Raw genomic sequence first — 19,061 nt, forward strand, 5'->3', positions numbered from 1 at the left:
ATTAATCATAAATTTACTTTATCACAAAACACTTGGACTGACAATTTTTTAATCTGAAAAAACAGAGCAAGCTAACCTATTGCCCAGCAAGCAGGTAAGCCTGTTCTGTTTTCTTAAAAGGCAGTTTCATCAGGATTGCCCTGTGATTTGACATTTTCAATTTTATCAAGCTTTAAGATATCGTCTTCAGTCAAATCAAAATCAAAAATAGCAAGATTCGATAGGATATTCTTAGGTGTTGCTGATTTAGGCAGGGGTAAGAATCCCTTTTGCAATGACCAACGTAAAGCAATTTGCGCTACTGTTTTATTATACTTATTAGCTAAATCTTGAGCTGTTTGATTATCGAAAATACTTCCTGTGCCTAGAGGACTGTAAGCTTCCAAGATCATCTCATTTTGTCTGCAGAAAGCAACCAGATCCTCCTGTGAACAACCGGGAGCCAAGAGAACCTGATTGACCATTGGCTTGACAGTAGCCACTTCCAGCAAAGGCTCCAAATGATGAATCATAAAATTAGAGACACCGATAGCACGGACTTTCCCTGCCTGATATAAATCTTCCATTGCCCGCCAAACATTAGCATTTCTTGTCTTCCATGCATCATTTTCACGCAAGGCTTTAGGATTAGGCCAATGAATAAGCAACAAATCCAGATAATTAAGTTTTAACTTAGCGAGAGATTCTTCAACAGATTGTTTTGCCTCATCGTAGCTATGCTTATCATTCCAAATTTTAGTTGTTATAAAAAGCTCTTCTCTCTTTATAGGACTATCAGCAATGGCACGGCCAACACTCACTTCATTACCATAATACTGCGCTGTATCAACATGTCTATAGCCAACCTCAAGAGCATAACTAACGCTTTTATAAGCTTCATCCCCATCAGCCAATTTCCAAGTTCCAAAACCAATTTTAGGAATATGAACGCCGTTTATTAAAGTGTACGCTTCCATTTTGATACCTCCTCGAAGATTACTATTACGACTTTCATTATAGAAAATCGAATCTTAAAAAGCAAGATATAACTGACAACAATTGCTATATATAAACGCGCATCTTAGTTTTGTTCTCTTAGTCAGGATAAATATAAGTTAATCTTCCCAAATAGGAAGTCGTGGGATCAAACCATCCGCGAAAATTGGAAATATATTGTTGATTCTTATAATTAGCTTCTTTCACTTGAATACGGTTATTACTCTCAACGTGGGTAACGTAAGCAACATGGCCATAACCACCATCACTCCAACAAGCAATAGCACCAACTTTAGGAACAGTTCCTATTTTGAATCCCTTAACAGCTACAGTACTTGCCCACTGCCCGCCATTGCCAAGCCAATTAGGTATCCAAGGAGCCAATTCTTTCACTCCCCAAGTACACTGACCAACTGGATAAGTATTTTTTTCATTCATATAGGCTGTTATTCTTACTGCAGAAGGTTGATAATGGACAATCTGATTGAGCTGCTGATTAGCCAAAACATGTCCGCTAGTCGTGCCATCATTATAATGAACATAAACATGGACATTGTAGCTTCCTGTTTGATTGCCATGCTTTTGAACATCGGCAGTAATTGCAGCCTTTCCATTTGCTAGCTGTTTAGCTTCATACCAATAAAGATTAGCTTGATTAGCATCAGACCAAACAGCAGCACTGATTGATTGTATCGCTTTTGAATTATCTGTTTCAGCTACAGTCACATCAAACGTTCCTTTGTTAATATTATAATGATCAATAGTTACCTGAGGATCTTCATAGTTAATAATAGACGGAACATTAAAATGAGTTTCTCCTAGACCATCCAGTTTCTTGCTTAATTGGCTATCGCCATAAATATGAGCTTGATAGCTGCCTAATTCAAAACGATGTGCCTTTAAATAAACAGTTGTTTTAAATATACCATCAGCCACTTTTGTTGCCTGATACCATTTCAAATCGTCTTGGCCATTTTGTTCACTCCACACAGGAATGGATACTGAACTGATATAAGGGGGGACATTATTAACAACAACATCATAACTGGTATCATTTATTTTATCAATCTGAATCTTGACTTTCGGTTTAGGAATATCAATATCTTGAGCACTAATTGGTATCATCTTACCATTTTGCTTAAGGTAAGTATGAACATGGTAAGTTCCATAACCTTTATGATTAGCATAGCCAGCCAAAGTATTCCCGTCAGCATCTGCCGTGTACCAATGAAGATCATCTTGACCATTCTCAGCCGACCAAACTGCTGAAAAAAGTTGATCCGCTGCACCAGGTTTCAGCTTAGAAAATAGTTGAAGGCCACCTTGTTTTAAGGATAATTGCGGTGCAGATAAGGATAATTTTCGTTTCCCCAAATCAACCCCGACTCGATTACCATCTGTATAGGTAATATAAGCATGCGCAATATAAGAGCCTACCTTACTGCCATGATTCTCAGCATTAAAATGAACTGTCAATTGATTGCTCCCATCATTACTGGCATGATACCATTTCAAATCATCCTGCCCATTTTCTTCAGACCAAATCGCAACATCTATCGATTGAATAGTTTTTCCGTTGGCTGCCTGTACAGCGTTGACATCAAAAGTTCCAGCCTGTTCATTATAATGGCTAATCGTCACCTGATTATCCTCTGTATCTGCTGCCGTATAAGAACTAACAGCCAGCATTCCTAAAATACTGCTTGCAAAAAGTGCCACTTTAAGTTTTCTCATTCTCAATCGAAATCTCCTTTATTCTTTTTTACATCTTATTATTCGGAAATAGGATGTGAAATTTTGAAAAAGGAACTATCTATTATATATGTTTTTTAGACTGACTTAAGTAAGACTTTTACAAATTAATCACAATATAAAATAGAGTTTGCCAATGACGCTAAGATGCAATCATCGAACAAACTCTATTGTTGTAAAATAATAGTTAATCTCTGTGCCTACCCATATAATTGCCTACAGTTGACAAAAAGTTTTTTAGCATTCTTGACGAACATAATTTTTCAAAAAGTACTATTCCTCCCATGCACATAAATAGGTTAAATAACAGATAAGCTGATGGAGCATAGAAACCATAAATGAAAGAATCCGTATTTGGGTCAATCCATCTTGAAAACAGACTAACAATAAAAAGATTTAGAATCCCTGTTAGTAATAGAGAAGATAGTATAATTAATTTATTAAGATTATTAGCTGTGAATTGATGTCTAAAACCATCAATAATTAAGATAAAATAAGCAAGAAAAGACAAGGGAAACATAAAATAGGACACAACCTGATAACATTTGATAAGCTTTTCTTGGAAATTAATATAATAATTTCTTCTTCTAAAAATACTAGCATTTAATTGCTGATAGTGATTTGAAAGACTAGTTAAATTGACATCATAATCACTGTAGGTCTTTGTGATCCCTACTGCACTTAACTGATCATTAGTTCTAGGCAAGGAAGTATTTAGCATGCCTTCGTAAGAAATAAGCTCAGTCTCTGTTAAATTAGGATAATCTATATAACCTGATGATAAATTTGTATTATAGAAATGAAACATTTTATTCGTCAGATCCAGTGACATGGTCATAGATTGACTAATATCTTTCCAATGGAAGGCACCTGTTTGTGTGGAGAGATAGATACCATCGCGTTTCTTTAACTTTCCCTTTTGAAAAGCTTCCCCCAGTTCATTTGCTATAGCTTTATAAAGAGCATTGGTTTTTTTGCCATTACCATGATAATAACCCTCTTCTTCTACACCAAATCGAAAAGCCCATTGAGCAATATCTCCTTTAATATCAGTATTTTTACCAGCCCATAGACCATACGAAGCTAAAACTGTATTTCCTACTGTTCGTAAACTCGGACTTGCTTTAATAGCTAATTCGAAAGCTTTTCGTGACGCCCAAACAGTACTGTCAGTTGTTTGATTATCTTCAATTTTATAAATGAGACTCATAGCTTTTGCTGCAGCTGTATCAGAGCGATCATTAACGCCCCATATGCCATAATAGCTATAGTTAATAGCTGAGACCCAAACATTACTAACAACTATACCAATTAAAGGTAATAATACAAGGACACTCCTTAATAAAATTTCATGTAGATCCCTTTTATAAAGAATAACAATTGTTATAATAATTGTTATAGCAGCAACTAATATAAAAGGTAAAATCCAAATAGAATCTTCCCGCAATGTCCAAAAATACATGATAGAAAAGAAAGCTAAAATAGTCCACGGTAAAAACAAAGATAATCTATCGCGACGTCTTATAAAGATAGCAATGTAACTAGATATAATAAGTAACAGAACCCATGGAACCAGTGCATTACGATAAATGCGATAAAAAGCACCATGATTGATAGGCGTAAAAATAATAACAAAAAAGATAAGCAACAGTAATTTTTTACTTTTTACTACAGGCTGAATGGCCTTTATAAAACTAAAACTAGACAGACTGATTAACAAGCCATAAAGTACGCTATAAGGGATATTTAACAGCTGAGTTAGAGCAAGAAAAAGAGGGTAGCCTACATTTTTAGTCATTGAAATATAAGAATAAGTTTTACCCAACCAATTTCCTGAAGCAATTGAAATAGCATTTTTAAGCTGCAGTAAATCATCATAACCTGTATTAGCATCCAACTCCCATGGAGCACTTCTCAATAAGGCTATTCGAAAAATTCCAATGAAACATAATATAATATAAAATAGAGTACTTTTTTTAATAGTCACATTCTTATTCAATTAGACCAATCTCCCTCTTTTTTATCTACATAAAATTCTAAAAATTTAAAATGGTGGCTAATAAGCTGAGTTAGATAAAAATTTGAACATTTTTATAATCGCCACAAATAATACCCAACCCCAGCCCTAAAGACTATTTACGGCCATTACGCTCATAATAGTCATAAATTTTCAGTTCATATTGCATACGATTCTGACGAACAATAGTATCTAAAATAAAACCTAACGCAAAAGACAAGGCTGCTAAAATCATAAAACCTGTTGCTAAAATAGCTGATGGCATTTTAGCAATAAAGCCTGTTTCTGCAAATTCCGTCACAACAGGAACACCTACGATAAGACCTAAAATAAAGAAAAATAAAGTCACAAGACTAAAGAATATGAGTGGCTTATAATCTTTAAAGAGATTAAAAATCATACAAAGTACTTTAAAACCATCCGAGAAGGTATTCAGTTTAGATTCACTGCCCTCGGGACGATCATGATATGTAATAGGCACTTCGACTAGTTTAAAACGTTTGTCAAGCGAATGGATTGACAATTCAGTCTCAATCTCGAATCCTGATGATAAGACAGGAAAATTCTTAACAAAGAGACGATTAAAGCCACGATATCCCGTCATAATATCCTGATAATTTCCTTGGTAAAGGTGATTAACTAAAAGTCGTACTAAATTATTGCCGAAGCCATGAAACCCACGCTTATTTTCTTCAGCATAAGTCCCATTAGATAGACGATCTCCAATGGTCATATCAGCTTTACCAGAACGTAAAGGATCTAAAAGCTTTTGCACCTCGTCTGCTGGGTAGGTATCATCTGCATCAACCATGATATAGTAATCTGCATTAATTTCACGAAACATTGAACGAACAACATTTCCCTTTCCTTGACGAGATTCAAAACGAACAATCGCACCAGCTTGACGAGCTAATTCATTTGTTCTGTCTTTAGAATTATTATCATAAACATAAATGTCAGCTTCCGGTAAGACTCGCTTAAAATCAGAGATAACTTTTTGAATAGTAATCTCTTCATTGTAAGCTGGAAGTAATATTGCAATTTTCTCTGTCATAGTATAAATTCTCACTATTAATATTATCAAGCAACAAAATTTAGAATCAACAACAATTAAACATGACTTACTAGTAAATGCTAAGCTCTGGTTTTATAAAGCTATTGATTCTAAATAAATGCCTATAGCCTTTATCCTTTTTCCTTAACAATATAAACTGGTCTTTTCTTGGTTTCCAAAAAGATTTTAGCAATGTATTTTCCAATAATACCAAGTGACAAAAGCTGTAAACCACCTATTAAAAGTATAATAGACACCATACTAGCCCAGCCCGTAACACTGCCCCCAACAGTTAATTTTCGAATGATAATAAATAAAATACTAATGATGGAAAGTAAAAACGAAATAGCCCCTGTCCATGTTGCCAAGTTAAGCGGTGCTTCAGAAAAGTTAATGAAACCATCCATAGAATAACGTAAAAGAGTCCAAAAACTCCATGACGTTTTTCCTGCAACACGTTCTCGATTCTCATAAGCTACGTAAGTGACATCAAATCCTACCCAAGAGAAAAGGCCCTTTGAAAACCGGTTGACTTCGCCTAACTTTAAAATACTATCAACTACCTGACGTGTCATTAAACGAAAGTCACGCGCCCCATCTACCATTTCTGTACTCGAAATTTTATTAATAAGCCAATAAAATGTTTTCGCAAATAAAGAGCGAATAAAAGGCTCCCCCTTCCGGTCAGCACGTCGAGTACCTACCACATCATAACCTTGTTTTAATTTAGAGTACATTTTGATTAACAATTCTGGCGGATCCTGTAAATCAGCGTCCATAACCGTAATAAGATCACCATCTACTGCTTCCAACCCTGCTAAAAGAGCAGCTTCTTTTCCAAAATTTCGGGAAAAAGAGAGATAATGTACATTTTCAAACCGAGCTGCAGCCTCACGTAAAACTGTTAAAGTCTTATCACTTGAACCATCATTAATAAAATAATAATCAAAAAACAGCTCATCAGACATTTGTCTTTCCACTTTTTGTGTTTCTTTTAAAAATGGGTAAATGGTTTCTTCCTCATTATAACAAGGAATAACTATTGAAAGTTTTTTCATTTTTCCCCCTTGAAAATTAATAATTGGATTTAAATTTTCCTTCTTGCCATCTCACCTTTTCTTTAAGTAAGGGATATCCCTCTTTCAAAAGAAGTAAAATTACAATGAAGACGGCAAAAAGTAATGGAATATAAGTTCTGAGTTGAGAAGCATAAATAGTTGGCGACAAAGAGACTAGCATTCTTGAAGCATATCCTGCAACCAAGATAACCACGGCCAGCAAACCCTTTATTTTTTCTTCAAATAAGTAAAAGATAACAACAGTTATTATTAATAGCAAAGCCGTATAAATAATCAACGGGTATAAATTCTCTTTAATACTAAAATAAAGATGATTTTTCCTTACATTTTGAGTATCAACAATTTTTTGTATTGCTGTAAATAAATTACTGATACCTAACTTATTTATAATGAGTGTATACACTATAAAACTTATAGCAACTGTTGAGAAAAATTGTTTCTTTAGAAGAGATAGAATAATAATTATAAGCAATAGTATAAAGAAAATATTTAATTCTGCGGTTACAAAAATAATTCTGTTTGTTTCCAAATAACCTTTTAGAATTTTCGTTATTAGAGATAATTTATTAAAACCGGGATACCAAGTGGCAATCTCTTGCGAGAGACGACTGTCAGAACCTGGAGAAAAGAATGCTGATATAAGACCTAATAAAGAAACACCAAATGCTCCTAAATATCTCATATTAATTTTTTGATTTTTAACAAATTCTGCTATAAGAAGAAAACCTATAATAAGAAATCCTAAAACAGTGAACTGTTCTTGCATAAAAGCAAAACTAATAGCAATAAATGCTAACAATACAGAGAAGTTATTTTTCTGATTTAATAAACACCATCCAATTACTAGTGCAAACATAGGGAATAAGTAATTCGTTACTGTAGGAATTAAACCAGCACTTGTAAAAAGCACTCCGGGAAAAATAACGATAAAAACTATTGGAAGACTATATTTTACATATAGATAACCCTTTTCAGGAAGAATAATCTGCTTCAAAGCATATAAGAAGAGAAAGGTTAAACCTAATAAAGAAATATCAAAAATAATATAATGATGTCCTGACATAAACATCGTCACTGATTCAATAAGCAATCTACTTGACCAAGTTTGATAGCGATAAATGGCATACTCAAAGAAACCATGTTTACTTAATTCATGCGCAAAGATCGTTTGATCTCCTGCATCATTAATATATACTACCAGCTCTAATGTAAAAATAATACTGACAATAAAATAAAATAACAATAGGCGGTAATGATTCTTAATAAAACTTATTACCTTTTCCATAAATACTCTCCTTCTATATATTAGCATTGAAATTTCTCATAAGTATTTTTCATAAAAAAAGATTTATCGAATGTCAAAGAATCCTTTATAGTTTCTGATATATCCCTTTCCTACAGTTATATCATATTGTATAAGCTTCAAATCGTTAGCAATTTCTTTTTGTTCTTTAGTCAGTTTTCCATGACCAACAGTAGTATTATCTAAAACTTCTGTTAATAGAGCGTAATAAGGCGAAACTTTCGAATTGGTATGTTCTAGAAGTTCAGCTGTAAAATCACTAGAATTAACATAAGAATGATTCAAAGTCTTGGTATTATAATTACTCCAGATAAAGTAATCTGTTTGATATTGACTGTCCGGATCTTTTTTGAAAGCACTTTCAGGATACAAACCAGGTAAATGGTCTCCATAAAAAACAACTGTTACTTTGTGTTTCAGCTGCGAAAGTTGGGCTAAAAAATCTTTCGTTTCTTTATCTGTATAGGTCAGCAATCGCGCATAACTAGATAAAGAACCATTTTCATCTTTTGTATAGCCCTTGCCAGTAGCAACCACATCACTTGGCTCATCCGATGCCCAAGGTACATGATTTTGCATTGTCATTACAGAGAAAAATTGACTTTGAGAAGGATTAATCTTATCTAAAATATTCTGATAAGTTGTTTTATCACTAACATTAAGTCCTACTTTTTCAGAATGAGTAATTTTGTCACTGGTTCCACTGGAAGCAACAAAAGTCGGAAATTTTAATTTATCATAAACATATTTTCTAGAATAATTTGAAGCCGAAGATGGGTGAATAACAACTCGATTTTTCGATTTAAACTGATTGCTGATGGAAGGAAAAACAGACATATCAGGAACAACCTCGGTATAGAGAGTTGAAACCGAAGAGTTAAAATTATAGTATGGCAAACCAGTTAATGATTGAAATTCCATATTGGCAGTACCACCGCCATAACCATCTGAATGCATTAATCCGCTAGTTGTTTTTTCTTTAATCTGTTTAATATTAGGAATAACATCACGACTAAGGTTAACTCCTTGAACACGGTCAGGATCCGAAAAACTTTCACTTAAAATATAGATAACTGTCTGATTTGAAATATTTTCTGTTCGAACCTTATTGATTTTATTAGCTACATTATTATATTTCTTAGCTAATTTAAGAATACGCTCTTTACTGTAGTCTGACGGTTTATCCATAATAGACTTGGTTACCTGCTTTGTCCAAACATACATCAGAGATTTATAACTAGCATTCGAATAAAAGCCTTGATAGCCTATATCAACCCAATTATTAACCTGAGATATTACAGGAATCCCATTTACAATTTTGCTGCCTTTCTCATTTCTAAAGATGATAAAAATACTAAACCCAAGAAGACAAATAGAAGAGATAAGCCCTACTTTTAACCGATAATTTTCCGTAATTTTTCCTTGCAGCAAACGTTTTCTAAGGAACAAATATAACAGAATCAGAGCAGCTAAAATTAATAGAGTACTAAAAATAATATTAGCATTAACAGAACGTGCTAACAATCTTATATTAGTAACCCATGCAAAATCTGTCACTAGCAGAGGTTCATTACGCATACCTACCTTAAGGACATTAACGACAGTAATAATTGATCCTAAAATAACAATTAGAAAAGTTACAAGTAGATAGCGATTAATGATCAAGTATAAGAAAAAACCAGCCGCTGTCAATACCAATATCTGGTAAGCAGTTGCTCCCGGAACAATATACTTACCTAATAAATCAGCATCATTTTTTAAGCCGTATTGAAAAGCATAGTTAAAGATAGTAGCAAATAAAAGACTGGAAACAAAGGCTAGGGAGAGATTGGGACGATTCAATTTGATAGAACGATAAGCATTAAAACAAGCTTCTACAATCACACTAAACAAGATTAACGTTAGCAGAGTATAAAGAAATAAAAGACTTTCATAGGCAAGAGGTTTGTGGTAATAAGCCCTTAATGATTCCTGTAAAAGTTTAACATAAAGCGTATCGCTAAGAATAAAAGAAACAATTAATCCAGTTAGAAGAAATTCAGTTTCAGAAAAGTTCTCTAAAAGTAGAGTCATTTTCCGAGACAAATGTGATCTCTTCATTTTCACTCTTATAAGATAATTCAAAGCAAGTGTGCAAACAATAATTAAAACTAAAGTCGGTAAAAAATAAGGCTGAAAGAAGTGATTTTTTGCTAAATCCCAAATCTTAAAAGACTCATTATTTAATTCTCTGGTAACAGCTAGAAAATAGGATATTACTATATAAAGACCATATCCTAACAATAATTCTATAAAAAAAGTTTTCTTTAGATTTTTAGATAAATAGAACGATAGTCCTAAAATGGAGAGAACATAAATAACAAGACAAACTCCCCCGATAATTTTAAAATGACTAGGCAATGCTTCCCAATGCTCCATCATAATATCAAAGTTTCTCGAAATGACTTTGAAAGACAAAGATGAATTTGCTCTACGTCCTATTAAAAGATCATAATTTCTTAATGTGACATTAAGAGCAAAAATGAAAATGAAAATAAGTAATTTTTGCTTTCCAAGCATATCCCATATTTTTTTCAATTGTTTCATGACTTTATTTTTTGCAGAGAACGTTTAAGGATATATTTGACAGCCCTAGCTGGACCAATAAAGATATACTTAAAAGCTCCCTTTATTCCTCCCATATGGTTAAAATCAATAAAGGTATTTGGTGCTGAGTTACCACGTTTATTTAATAATTTATTATCTATGAAAGGCGTCAGATCAACTGGATTTTTAGAAATTCTAAAATCGTAATGCTCATTCCAAGCAATGTAGATCAATAAACGCTCAATAGCATGTAAAATAGAATTTTGCGGTAAAGGTTCCTCAGGCACATCATCATCTGTCAGATTTAAATCAAAGAGCGGTTTTAAGGCATCATATTTAAACCAAACAAAAGTGCCATAACTCATGACAAAAGTATGAAAAGCATTGAAATCAATCTTTTTGGTCATGCCCATCTTTTGCCATAATGTATTCATCTCAGGTGCAATCAAATGTTCATTCCAAGCATCAACAATTTTATTATAGCGAAAGAAAGTTGGCATATCAGCAATCACCAAACCAATTTTGGGGTTTTGCTGTAATTGCGCTAAAATATTGTCTGCTGGTTTAACCAACATGTCAATTAATTCTTCCCGCCAAGATTGGCCAGCCCAAAAATCAGCCTCCTTTGACTTTTTGGTATGAAAATGACCAACAAAATCATAGGTAGATAAATAATTTTTTAATTTTAACATAGGAAGAACATCACGTCCAATATTGCCTGTGACAAAAACCTGAGCCTCTTGACTGTTTGCGGATAGAATCTCTTCAATTTCAGCTTTCTTATCATCACTATCTGTCGTTATAAATAAATCATAAGAAAAATGAAATTGTTTAAATGCCGTTAAAAATTCTTCCAGCAAATCCACATAAAACACATGGAGATGAACCGCAGCTTTTTGATTCTTTAAATCAACTCTTTCCCTTTTCTTGACATATTTGTGACCCAATAAATAACTAAAATCAGGATAATTGATTTCTGACATGTGCGAAACGATTAAATCAATAGGATAGGTCGAATTCTTTTGAATATCATTTAAAAGATAGGGCGTAATATGTTGATTATTGTCAATCGCTTTAACCTTGATAAAGGGCACCCTATGATTCAAAATAGCTGTTGGATTATAGTAAGAGAAGTCTGCATGAAGCATATGCGAAGCATCTTCTTTGGTCGTATCAAAAACGACATCATATTGAAAACCAGCATCTAAGAGAGTTGTCGTGACCTTTGTTTCATACTGATCAATCACCTTTTGAACATCCTGATACTCTTTTATATTTTCCCAAAAGTCTCTGAAAGCGGTGCTTCTTAAAACAGATGCTTTAAATGAAATAAAGTAACTTTGAATATGCTCACGAAATGACTTGGTCGCACGGTTGTTGGTCAATCCCCAAAAATCAACTGTCGTCTTGGTTTCAAATTCTTGATAAATTGAATACATTTCCCAAAGAGGTCCAAAACAAGTGTCATTCATGGTTGTTACCGAGTCATATGTCACAAGTTCATCAAAACCGACAAAGACCATTCCATCTCGCCAAGCTGCAAAGTCAAATCCAGAATTCTGCCGTTGAATGAAGTCATCAATGAGATGCTTTTCTCTTAGCATTTTGACATCCGCATCTGCCACTTGGCTATTTGAAATAAAGATAACTTTTGAAAACAAGGATCTCATTTGAGTCAACTGATAAACGACATGGGAACTTACCCGATTGTATTTATTAAAATGAACATATAAAAGCAGGCGCTTCATTTTTTTCTCCTGAATAAGTTGATAATTTTTGTAGGAATGGTCCAACGGCGGGAATGAGTGACTGAATTGTAGCGGACAACCATCTCATTTAACTGTTCTAGATACAAATCTCTCTCAGCAACAGCTTTTTGATATTGATACTTATAAGGACTGAGCATTTTTAGCTCTACCTTCTTTTGATCCAATTCCTTCACTAAGTGATTCGCTAAAAAATCAGGCTGACTTGGCTGATCAACATTAAACCATTCATAAGTCAGTTTAAAGTCTTGCCCTTCTTGTGCGGTTAAATCATAGATCATTTGAGGATCGGGAGCTATAAAATAATAAGAATAACCAAAGACTTTGGCATTGGTCCAAGTCGGTAATAATTCTGTATTAACTGTTGTATTTACCAATGACACTTGACGATAGTAACTTGGGATTTCAGATAAATCAATCCGAATTTTCCGTATATTTTCTGGAAAAGTCAATTGAATATTGCCCGAATGCTGCAAAGGAAACTGAAAACAATTTTCTTCTGAAAATTCTTGATCATCTCCTTTAGCTAAATAAATGGTAATCTGCTGATTATCCCAAACATTTTTTCCATCCTGAGCCAGAACTTTTTCAAAATCATTATGCTTAGGCAATAGATATTCTAGAACTTTCTTATAATCACTATCAGGGTACTTTTCAATATACTCAAGCTGCGTTTCTAAGAGTCTATCAAATCGCTGGGCTAGTTTTTCTGAATCCTTAGAACGTGAATCTGACTCAGCATCCATACGATAGACGGTTGTAGAATCCCTTAAAAACGCTAATTTAGTTTTTTTAAATAATTCCAATTGGATATTGAAGGTATCATCAACGGCATCTTTATTAATTCGATCATTAATTTCTAACATTAATTTAGTTTCCACCAACCAAGTGGAAGCCATCGTCATCCCTTTTAAGGCAAGCATCTTTTCATAAGAATCCATAAAAGGGATAATATTATTTTTTAGTACATCTTTATGAATTATATTCCCTTTAGAGTCCACCATGTCAAAGTCTGTATTAGACCATTTTGATTCAGGAGATGTCTCTAAAAGATCAATTTGTTTTTGAAGCTTAAAAGGGTCTATCCAATAATCATCACCATCACATCTGGCAATGTACTGTCCTCTAGCTTTCTTACAAATATCGGACCAAGTTTTTGTAATTCCTTGATTTTCTTGATTAAAGAAAGCCCGAATTAAATCTGGATACTGTTTTTGATAGGTTTTTATGATATGAACTGAATGATCTGTTGAAGCATCATCAACAATTATGATTTCATATGGAAATGATGTTTCTTGTTTCAGGAAACTATCAATAGCTTCACCAATCCAGCTTCCTTTATTATAATTGGTGCAAATAATGGATACTTTTACCATTTTAATTCTCCGACACTATATCCTATGAAAATTGCCACTGCCCATTCCTTTGAATAAGTCCACTGGCAGAATCCATAGCTGATTTGTCATCACCTTCAAGGTCATCTCGATTAATAGAAATAATAGGTGTATTTGTCGCACTAGAAAAAGCCAACATCTGCCCTTGCTTATCTCTAACTGTCACTTCCAATTTTAACTTAATATCATTTAAGCTTTTCAGATGGCATTCATAAAAAACCCGTTTCTTTCCTGAACCACTGGATAGATAGTCTAAAGAATTGTCATTATAAATCCAAATATTACGATCAACATCTGTCAAAGAAAGAGCAATATATGTTCCCACATCTGCAAGAACGTTATAAGAAATTTCAAAACGGATGGAGTCTCTTGGTGTCATACGATTAGCAGACAGGAGTTTTACTTCAAGATTATCAACAACAATTTGCTCTTCTTCCTGAACGGCTGCTTCCTCTTCTTGTTTATCCTCAACAATCTGGTCTGTATTATCTAAACTGTATTGGTTAGCCACATCAAATGGCTCACCAATTGCCTTTATCAAACCATCATCTATTAAAACAGCTTTATTACAATATTTCTTGACTGCAGCCATATCGTGCGTTACCAAGATCGTAGTCTTGCCGCTATTCTTTCTTTCCAAAAAGTAATCATTACATTTACGCTGAAAGGCTTCATCACCAACCGCCAAAACTTCATCAAGAATGAGGACATCCCCTTGCGCTTTTATGGCAACAGAGAAGGCAAGACGCACCTGCATCCCACTAGAATAGTTTTTCAGCTTTTGATTCATGAAATCTTGAAGTTCTGCGAAGTCTACAATATCCTGATACATAGTATCTACCTCTTCAGTTGTGAAACCAAGCATAGCCCCATTCATATAAACATTTTCACGGCCAGTCAGTTCTGGATTAAAACCGACACCGAGTTCAATAAAAGAAACTAATTTCCCATCTACAGTAACTTTGCCTTGTTCAGGAACATAAATTTGAGAAATAATTTTTAAAAGTGTTGATTTACCAGAACCATTTCGGCCTACAATACCAAAAAAGTCTCCTTTTTCAACTTCGAAATCAATATCTCGCAGGACATGCTGTTTCTTATAACCTTTAATCCCTTTAAAACGATTGACTAAGGCAGTTCTCAAACTTTGAGTACTTTCAACAGGTAACTTAAAATACTTACTGACATGGTCAACTTTGACTGCAATATTATTTTTTGTCATTAGATAATCTCCGCAAATTTCTTAGCATTATAATTGAAAACAAGAAAACCGATAATAAACACAAAAATAGGCACAAGATATGGAATGACAGCAATAGATTTATGATTAATCATCTGCCAAATAGTAACATTAGCTGGATCAATCAAAATGTGCCGCATATCCTGAATAATTTGAGCAATTGGACTCAATAAAAGAAGCTTAGCACCTACAACACTGCGAGTAGCAATATAAGTCAAAGAATAAATAATTGGCGTTCCATAGAACCCCCCTTGCAGAATAACTTCCCAAACAGGACCAATGTCACGATATCTCACATAAAGCGTTGATAAAATAAAGGCAATCCCTGTTGAGAAAAGTAAGAGCTCAAGGAAAAGCGGAATCAACAAGAATAAATTCCATCTAAAAGTAAAAGTTACACCATTTAAAAGGGCAAAGATTAAAACAACAATTACATTAATACCAAAATTAATAGCAGCTCCAGAGACTGCTGAAAAAACAATCGTCTGCTTCGAAAAATTAAGTTTACGCAGTAAATCGCCACGCGTTACAACAGAAACCATACCCATCATGGTTGTTTCTTGGAAAAATGTCCAAATAACATTTCCTAGCAGGAGAGCAACAGGCCAGTGAGGCACATCGCCCCCTAAAGGTAAGAAACGAACAAAGACAATGTACATGATAGCAAACAGCATCAAAGGCTTCAAAATTGACCAAAGGTAGCCAATGGCGCTTCCTTGATAACGAAGTTTAAAATCAGTCTTGATAAGTTCTTTTAATAGAATACGATTTTTACGACTAAAAAAGTCCATTATTTTCTCCTATAACCAAATTTAGTAATAATCAATGTCTTAAAAACAAAAGTATGAAAGGCACGATTCTTAGCAAAACCATATTGTTTGAGCCATTTAATCCTGTTTAAAAACGACTGATCCAACAAAGTCACATAAGCTTGAATAATAGCCTTATTAGCTGCCGGCAAATCCAATTCCAATAAATGACTGGCTTGTTGCTGACTTGATGTTACTAACCACCAGTATTTTTTCACCAAACGATGGGGACGCAGCCAATTTTTCAAACGTTTAGACCAAGTTCTAGCTCCCAAAACATTACTTTCATGCTGGCGGTATAATTCTGTGGTCTCATCTAGATAAATCAATTTACCTAGACTGGCAGCAAGGAGCGCTAAATACCAATCATGCATAATCAAGTCATCATAACACTGCTTCCACTGCTTAGCTAGACAATGATTAACCATCATAGTCCCGCCAGTAACTGTATTTTCTGTTAATTCCTCAAGTAAACTAGTATTGGCATGATGAGACTGTGTTTTGATCATGCTATCATGCAAAACTTGCAAATCTCTATCTACTACTGTCAAATCTGTATAAACCATCAAAGGGATTTGATTGTTTTCTTTTTCAACACTTGCCAGAGTTAATTTCAGCTTTTGCGGCTGCCAAACATCATCTTGATCGCTAAAAAAATAGTAATCGGCCTTTTCATATTTTAGTAAGGTATAGAAATTTTTGATGACACCAAAATTTTCTCGTTTATCAGCATTGATAAAACGAATCCGCGCATCAGACTTAGCAAAGTCTGCAATAATTTTAGGAGTTTCATCACTAGAACCATCGTCGCGAATAAGTAAGTTCCAATTTTCAAAAGTTTGTTTTTGAATACTTTGGATTTGTTGGGCGATGAATTCCTGACCATTGTAGGTGGACATTAAAATATTAACTTTCATGTAAGAACAAGTCCTCGTACTCTTCTACAATTTTCTCCCAAGTATAGTAATTTACAATAATTTCCTTAGCTCTTTGTCCATACTCTGCAAAATTTTCCTGTTTATCAAATTGATTGATTAACTGAGCAAGACTTCCACTATCCTGAGTCCAATACCGTGCAGCATCTAATGCTACTGTATAATTAAATTCAGTAATCAAGACAAGATTCAAGTCCGTATGGGCTAAAGCTTCAAGCAAACCGGGATTAGTCCCTCCAACCTCGTGACCGTGAATATAAGCAAAAGCTTGTTCACGAATATAAGTTAAAAGAGGACGATCATAAACTGTCCCAACAAATTTAATACGCTTATCTTTATCAAATTCGGTTTTTTGTCGCAAATCTTCAAAATAGGCATTGCCTTCATAATTGCAAATAATAACCAAATCACGTTCACTTGACGAAGTCATGAATTCACGGATAGCTGTTTCATAGTTATTCTCAGGAACAAAACGTCCAACAATGAGATAATATCCTCTATCTTTAATAGCCCATTTTTTATAAAAGTCTTTAACCTTGGAATCGTTTTTTGACAGCCCTGAAGGTGATAAATCCGTGCCATAGGCAATAAAAGTCGTCTTTGCCCAAGGATACATTTGTTTGATATAGCCTTCAATTCCAGTATTATCAGAAATAACCAAATCAGCTTTTTTGGTCATGCATTTTTCAGCATATTTAAGATAGGCTTGCACTGGACGTGACCATTTAGAACGTCGCCATTCCAAACCATCTGGATTAATATAAAATCGTCCGCCTATGTGCTTAATCTTACGAGCAAAGGGTCCCATAAAAGCACCGATTGTATTTCCTAAAATATAAAAAATAGGGTGTTTGATTTTTTGATCCTTGATCAACTTTAAAGCATAGCGAATAGCCATCATATCATAAGCAATGACTCTGGCAGGACCCAGCTTAGGAGCCTTAATAGTAAAACAATCAACACCTAAATAGGTAAAATGCTTATGCTGGTCAGTCTCACTAAGACAGGCCACATGATAAGTTAACTGCTGCGACTGTTTATGCTTAACCAATTCTTCCACGAAAGTCTCAAAACCACCATATTTTGCTGGTAAGCCGCGACTTCCTATGATGAATACATGACGCAAACTCTATTCCCCCATTTTATAATACAATACATTACATTATAGCATATTTTAAAGAATTTTGCGAAAAGAAAAAACAGGTTTAAACCTGTCCTTCTTTGCTAAAATACTATTTTTTGACATCCTGCTTATAAAATTCTTGTAAAGCTTCTTGCCAAGTCGGAATAACAAATCCTGTCGCCTTAGCCTTTGTCAAACTCATAGTTGAATTTAACGGCCGTTTGGCTTTAGCAGGGAACTGACTAGAGTCAACAGGTTTTACGACAACATCGGTATCCTTTAAAATTTCAAGTGCAAAATCATACCAAGTCGTATCTTCGGTTGCATCATTTGATAAATGATAATAACCATATTCTTTTTGATTTTCAGCCAGATAAGTCATAAATTCAGCTAAAGTTCGTGTCCAAGTCGGACGACCATGCTGATCATTAACAACCGTTAAACTGTTATGACTTTTAGCAAGATGTTGCATAGTAAAAACAAAATTTTTACCATAATTACCAAATACCCAAGCTGTACGGATGATGTAAAAGTTCTTAACGTATTTTTCAACTGCTTCTTCACCTAAACGCTTTGTCCGACCATACTCAGTCTTAGGATTTGGCTTATCATCCACTTCCCATTCTTGACCAACTGGCTTTTCACCATCAAACACATAATCAGTTGAAATGTAAACCAAAGTTGCATTATATTTCTCACAAGCCTTAGCAATGTTTTCAGTTCCTGTCACATTGATAGCATAATCCAACTCTTTACCTTCATCTTCTGCAGCATCAACTGCTGTATAGGCTGCACAATGGTAGACAAGACTCGGTTTAACCTGTAAAAAGACTTCATCCACTTTTTCAGCTTTTGTAATATCCATCTCTGCAACATCAACAGCCACATAGTCTTCATTACGTTCATCAAGTAAATGACGTAATTCTGTACCTAATTGACCATTACTTCCTGTGATTAAAATCATTATTTTTTCTCCTTTAAAAAGCTTTATTACTATTACCTAAAAAAGACTAAAACAAAAGTATTAA

General features: G+C 34.2%; 14 protein-coding genes. All 14 read right to left on the reverse strand.

Features of this window, described 5'->3' with window-relative positions:
* Window positions 1–113: 113 nt before the first annotated feature.
* A complete protein-coding gene (locus FNL60_RS06430; RefSeq protein WP_002264152.1) occupies window positions 114–956 on the reverse strand; it encodes an aldo/keto reductase in 843 nt (280 codons plus the stop codon).
* A 118-nt stretch (window positions 957–1,074) separates the two neighbouring features.
* The gene (locus FNL60_RS06435) at window positions 1,075–2,709 is read right to left on the reverse strand and encodes a GBS Bsp-like repeat-containing protein (protein WP_002280049.1); all 1,635 of its coding nucleotides are present in this window, start codon (window positions 2,707–2,709) and stop codon (window positions 1,075–1,077) included.
* A 205-nt stretch (window positions 2,710–2,914) separates the two neighbouring features.
* Window positions 2,915–4,726: a hypothetical protein gene (locus tag FNL60_RS06440; protein ID WP_002278810.1), complete on the reverse strand. Its 1,812-nt coding sequence runs from the start codon at window positions 4,724–4,726 to the stop codon at window positions 2,915–2,917.
* Between the two features lie 133 nt (window positions 4,727–4,859).
* Window positions 4,860–5,798, reverse strand: a complete 939-nt coding sequence (locus FNL60_RS06445) for a glycosyltransferase family 2 protein (protein ID WP_002261984.1) — start codon at window positions 5,796–5,798, stop codon at window positions 4,860–4,862.
* Window positions 5,799–5,929: 131 nt separating this feature from the next.
* A complete protein-coding gene (locus FNL60_RS06450) occupies window positions 5,930–6,856 on the reverse strand; it encodes a glycosyltransferase family 2 protein (RefSeq protein ID WP_002261983.1) in 927 nt (308 codons plus the stop codon).
* 16 nt (window positions 6,857–6,872) lie between these two features.
* Entirely contained in the window at window positions 6,873–8,189 is a 1,317-nt protein-coding gene (locus tag FNL60_RS06455; RefSeq protein ID WP_011074554.1) for a hypothetical protein, read from the reverse strand.
* Between the two features lie 36 nt (window positions 8,190–8,225).
* Entirely contained in the window at window positions 8,226–10,766 is a 2,541-nt protein-coding gene (locus tag FNL60_RS06460; protein ID WP_002267629.1) for an LTA synthase family protein, read from the reverse strand.
* The gene (gene rgpF / locus FNL60_RS06465) at window positions 10,763–12,514 is read right to left on the reverse strand and encodes a rhamnose-glucose polysaccharide assembly protein RgpF (RefSeq protein ID WP_002280051.1); all 1,752 of its coding nucleotides are present in this window, start codon (window positions 12,512–12,514) and stop codon (window positions 10,763–10,765) included. The genes FNL60_RS06460 and rgpF overlap by 4 nt, the downstream gene beginning before the upstream one ends.
* Complete coding sequence (locus FNL60_RS06470; RefSeq protein ID WP_002267248.1) at window positions 12,511–13,908, reverse strand: glycosyltransferase family 2 protein; 1,398 nt, start codon at window positions 13,906–13,908, stop codon at window positions 12,511–12,513. The genes rgpF and FNL60_RS06470 overlap by 4 nt, the downstream gene beginning before the upstream one ends.
* Before the next feature lie 22 nt (window positions 13,909–13,930).
* A complete protein-coding gene (locus FNL60_RS06475) occupies window positions 13,931–15,148 on the reverse strand; it encodes an ABC transporter ATP-binding protein (RefSeq protein WP_002261978.1) in 1,218 nt (405 codons plus the stop codon).
* A complete protein-coding gene (locus FNL60_RS06480) occupies window positions 15,148–15,957 on the reverse strand; it encodes an ABC transporter permease (protein ID WP_002261977.1) in 810 nt (269 codons plus the stop codon). The genes FNL60_RS06475 and FNL60_RS06480 overlap by 1 nt, the downstream gene beginning before the upstream one ends.
* Window positions 15,957–16,892, reverse strand: a complete 936-nt coding sequence (locus tag FNL60_RS06485; protein ID WP_002280052.1) for a glycosyltransferase family 2 protein — start codon at window positions 16,890–16,892, stop codon at window positions 15,957–15,959. The genes FNL60_RS06480 and FNL60_RS06485 overlap by 1 nt, the downstream gene beginning before the upstream one ends.
* On the reverse strand, window positions 16,882–18,036 hold the full coding sequence (gene cps2T, locus FNL60_RS06490; RefSeq protein ID WP_002264159.1) for a beta 1-4 rhamnosyltransferase Cps2T: 1,155 nt from the start codon (window positions 18,034–18,036) through the stop codon (window positions 16,882–16,884). The genes FNL60_RS06485 and cps2T overlap by 11 nt, the downstream gene beginning before the upstream one ends.
* Window positions 18,037–18,142: 106 nt before the next feature.
* The gene (gene rfbD, locus FNL60_RS06495; RefSeq protein WP_257638951.1) at window positions 18,143–19,000 is read right to left on the reverse strand and encodes a dTDP-4-dehydrorhamnose reductase; all 858 of its coding nucleotides are present in this window, start codon (window positions 18,998–19,000) and stop codon (window positions 18,143–18,145) included.
* Between the last annotated feature and the right edge of the window lie 61 nt (window positions 19,001–19,061).

Source organism: Streptococcus mutans, from assembly GCF_006739205.1.
Lineage (GTDB): Bacteria > Bacillota > Bacilli > Lactobacillales > Streptococcaceae > Streptococcus > Streptococcus mutans.

Bases quoted from the DNA above. Each gene is read 5' to 3' on its own strand.
- FNL60_RS06455 (WP_011074554.1), bottom strand. From the start codon at position 8,189: ATGCTAATATATAGAAGGAGAGTATTTATGGAAAAGGTAATAAGTTTT.
- FNL60_RS06445 (WP_002261984.1), bottom strand. From the start codon at position 5,798: ATGACAGAGAAAATTGCAATATTACTTCCAGCTTACAATGAAGAGATT.
- FNL60_RS06475 (WP_002261978.1), bottom strand. From the start codon at position 15,148: ATGACAAAAAATAATATTGCAGTCAAAGTTGACCATGTCAGTAAGTAT.
- FNL60_RS06430 (WP_002264152.1), bottom strand. From the start codon at position 956: ATGGAAGCGTACACTTTAATAAACGGCGTTCATATTCCTAAAATTGGT.
- FNL60_RS06480 (WP_002261977.1), bottom strand. From the start codon at position 15,957: ATGGACTTTTTTAGTCGTAAAAATCGTATTCTATTAAAAGAACTTATC.
- FNL60_RS06450 (WP_002261983.1), bottom strand. From the start codon at position 6,856: ATGAAAAAACTTTCAATAGTTATTCCTTGTTATAATGAGGAAGAAACC.
- FNL60_RS06435 (WP_002280049.1), bottom strand. From the start codon at position 2,709: ATGAGAAAACTTAAAGTGGCACTTTTTGCAAGCAGTATTTTAGGAATG.
- rgpF (WP_002280051.1), bottom strand. From the start codon at position 12,514: ATGAAGCGCCTGCTTTTATATGTTCATTTTAATAAATACAATCGGGTA.
- FNL60_RS06470 (WP_002267248.1), bottom strand. From the start codon at position 13,908: ATGGTAAAAGTATCCATTATTTGCACCAATTATAATAAAGGAAGCTGG.
- FNL60_RS06460 (WP_002267629.1), bottom strand. From the start codon at position 10,766: ATGAAACAATTGAAAAAAATATGGGATATGCTTGGAAAGCAAAAATTA.
- FNL60_RS06485 (WP_002280052.1), bottom strand. From the start codon at position 16,892: ATGAAAGTTAATATTTTAATGTCCACCTACAATGGTCAGGAATTCATC.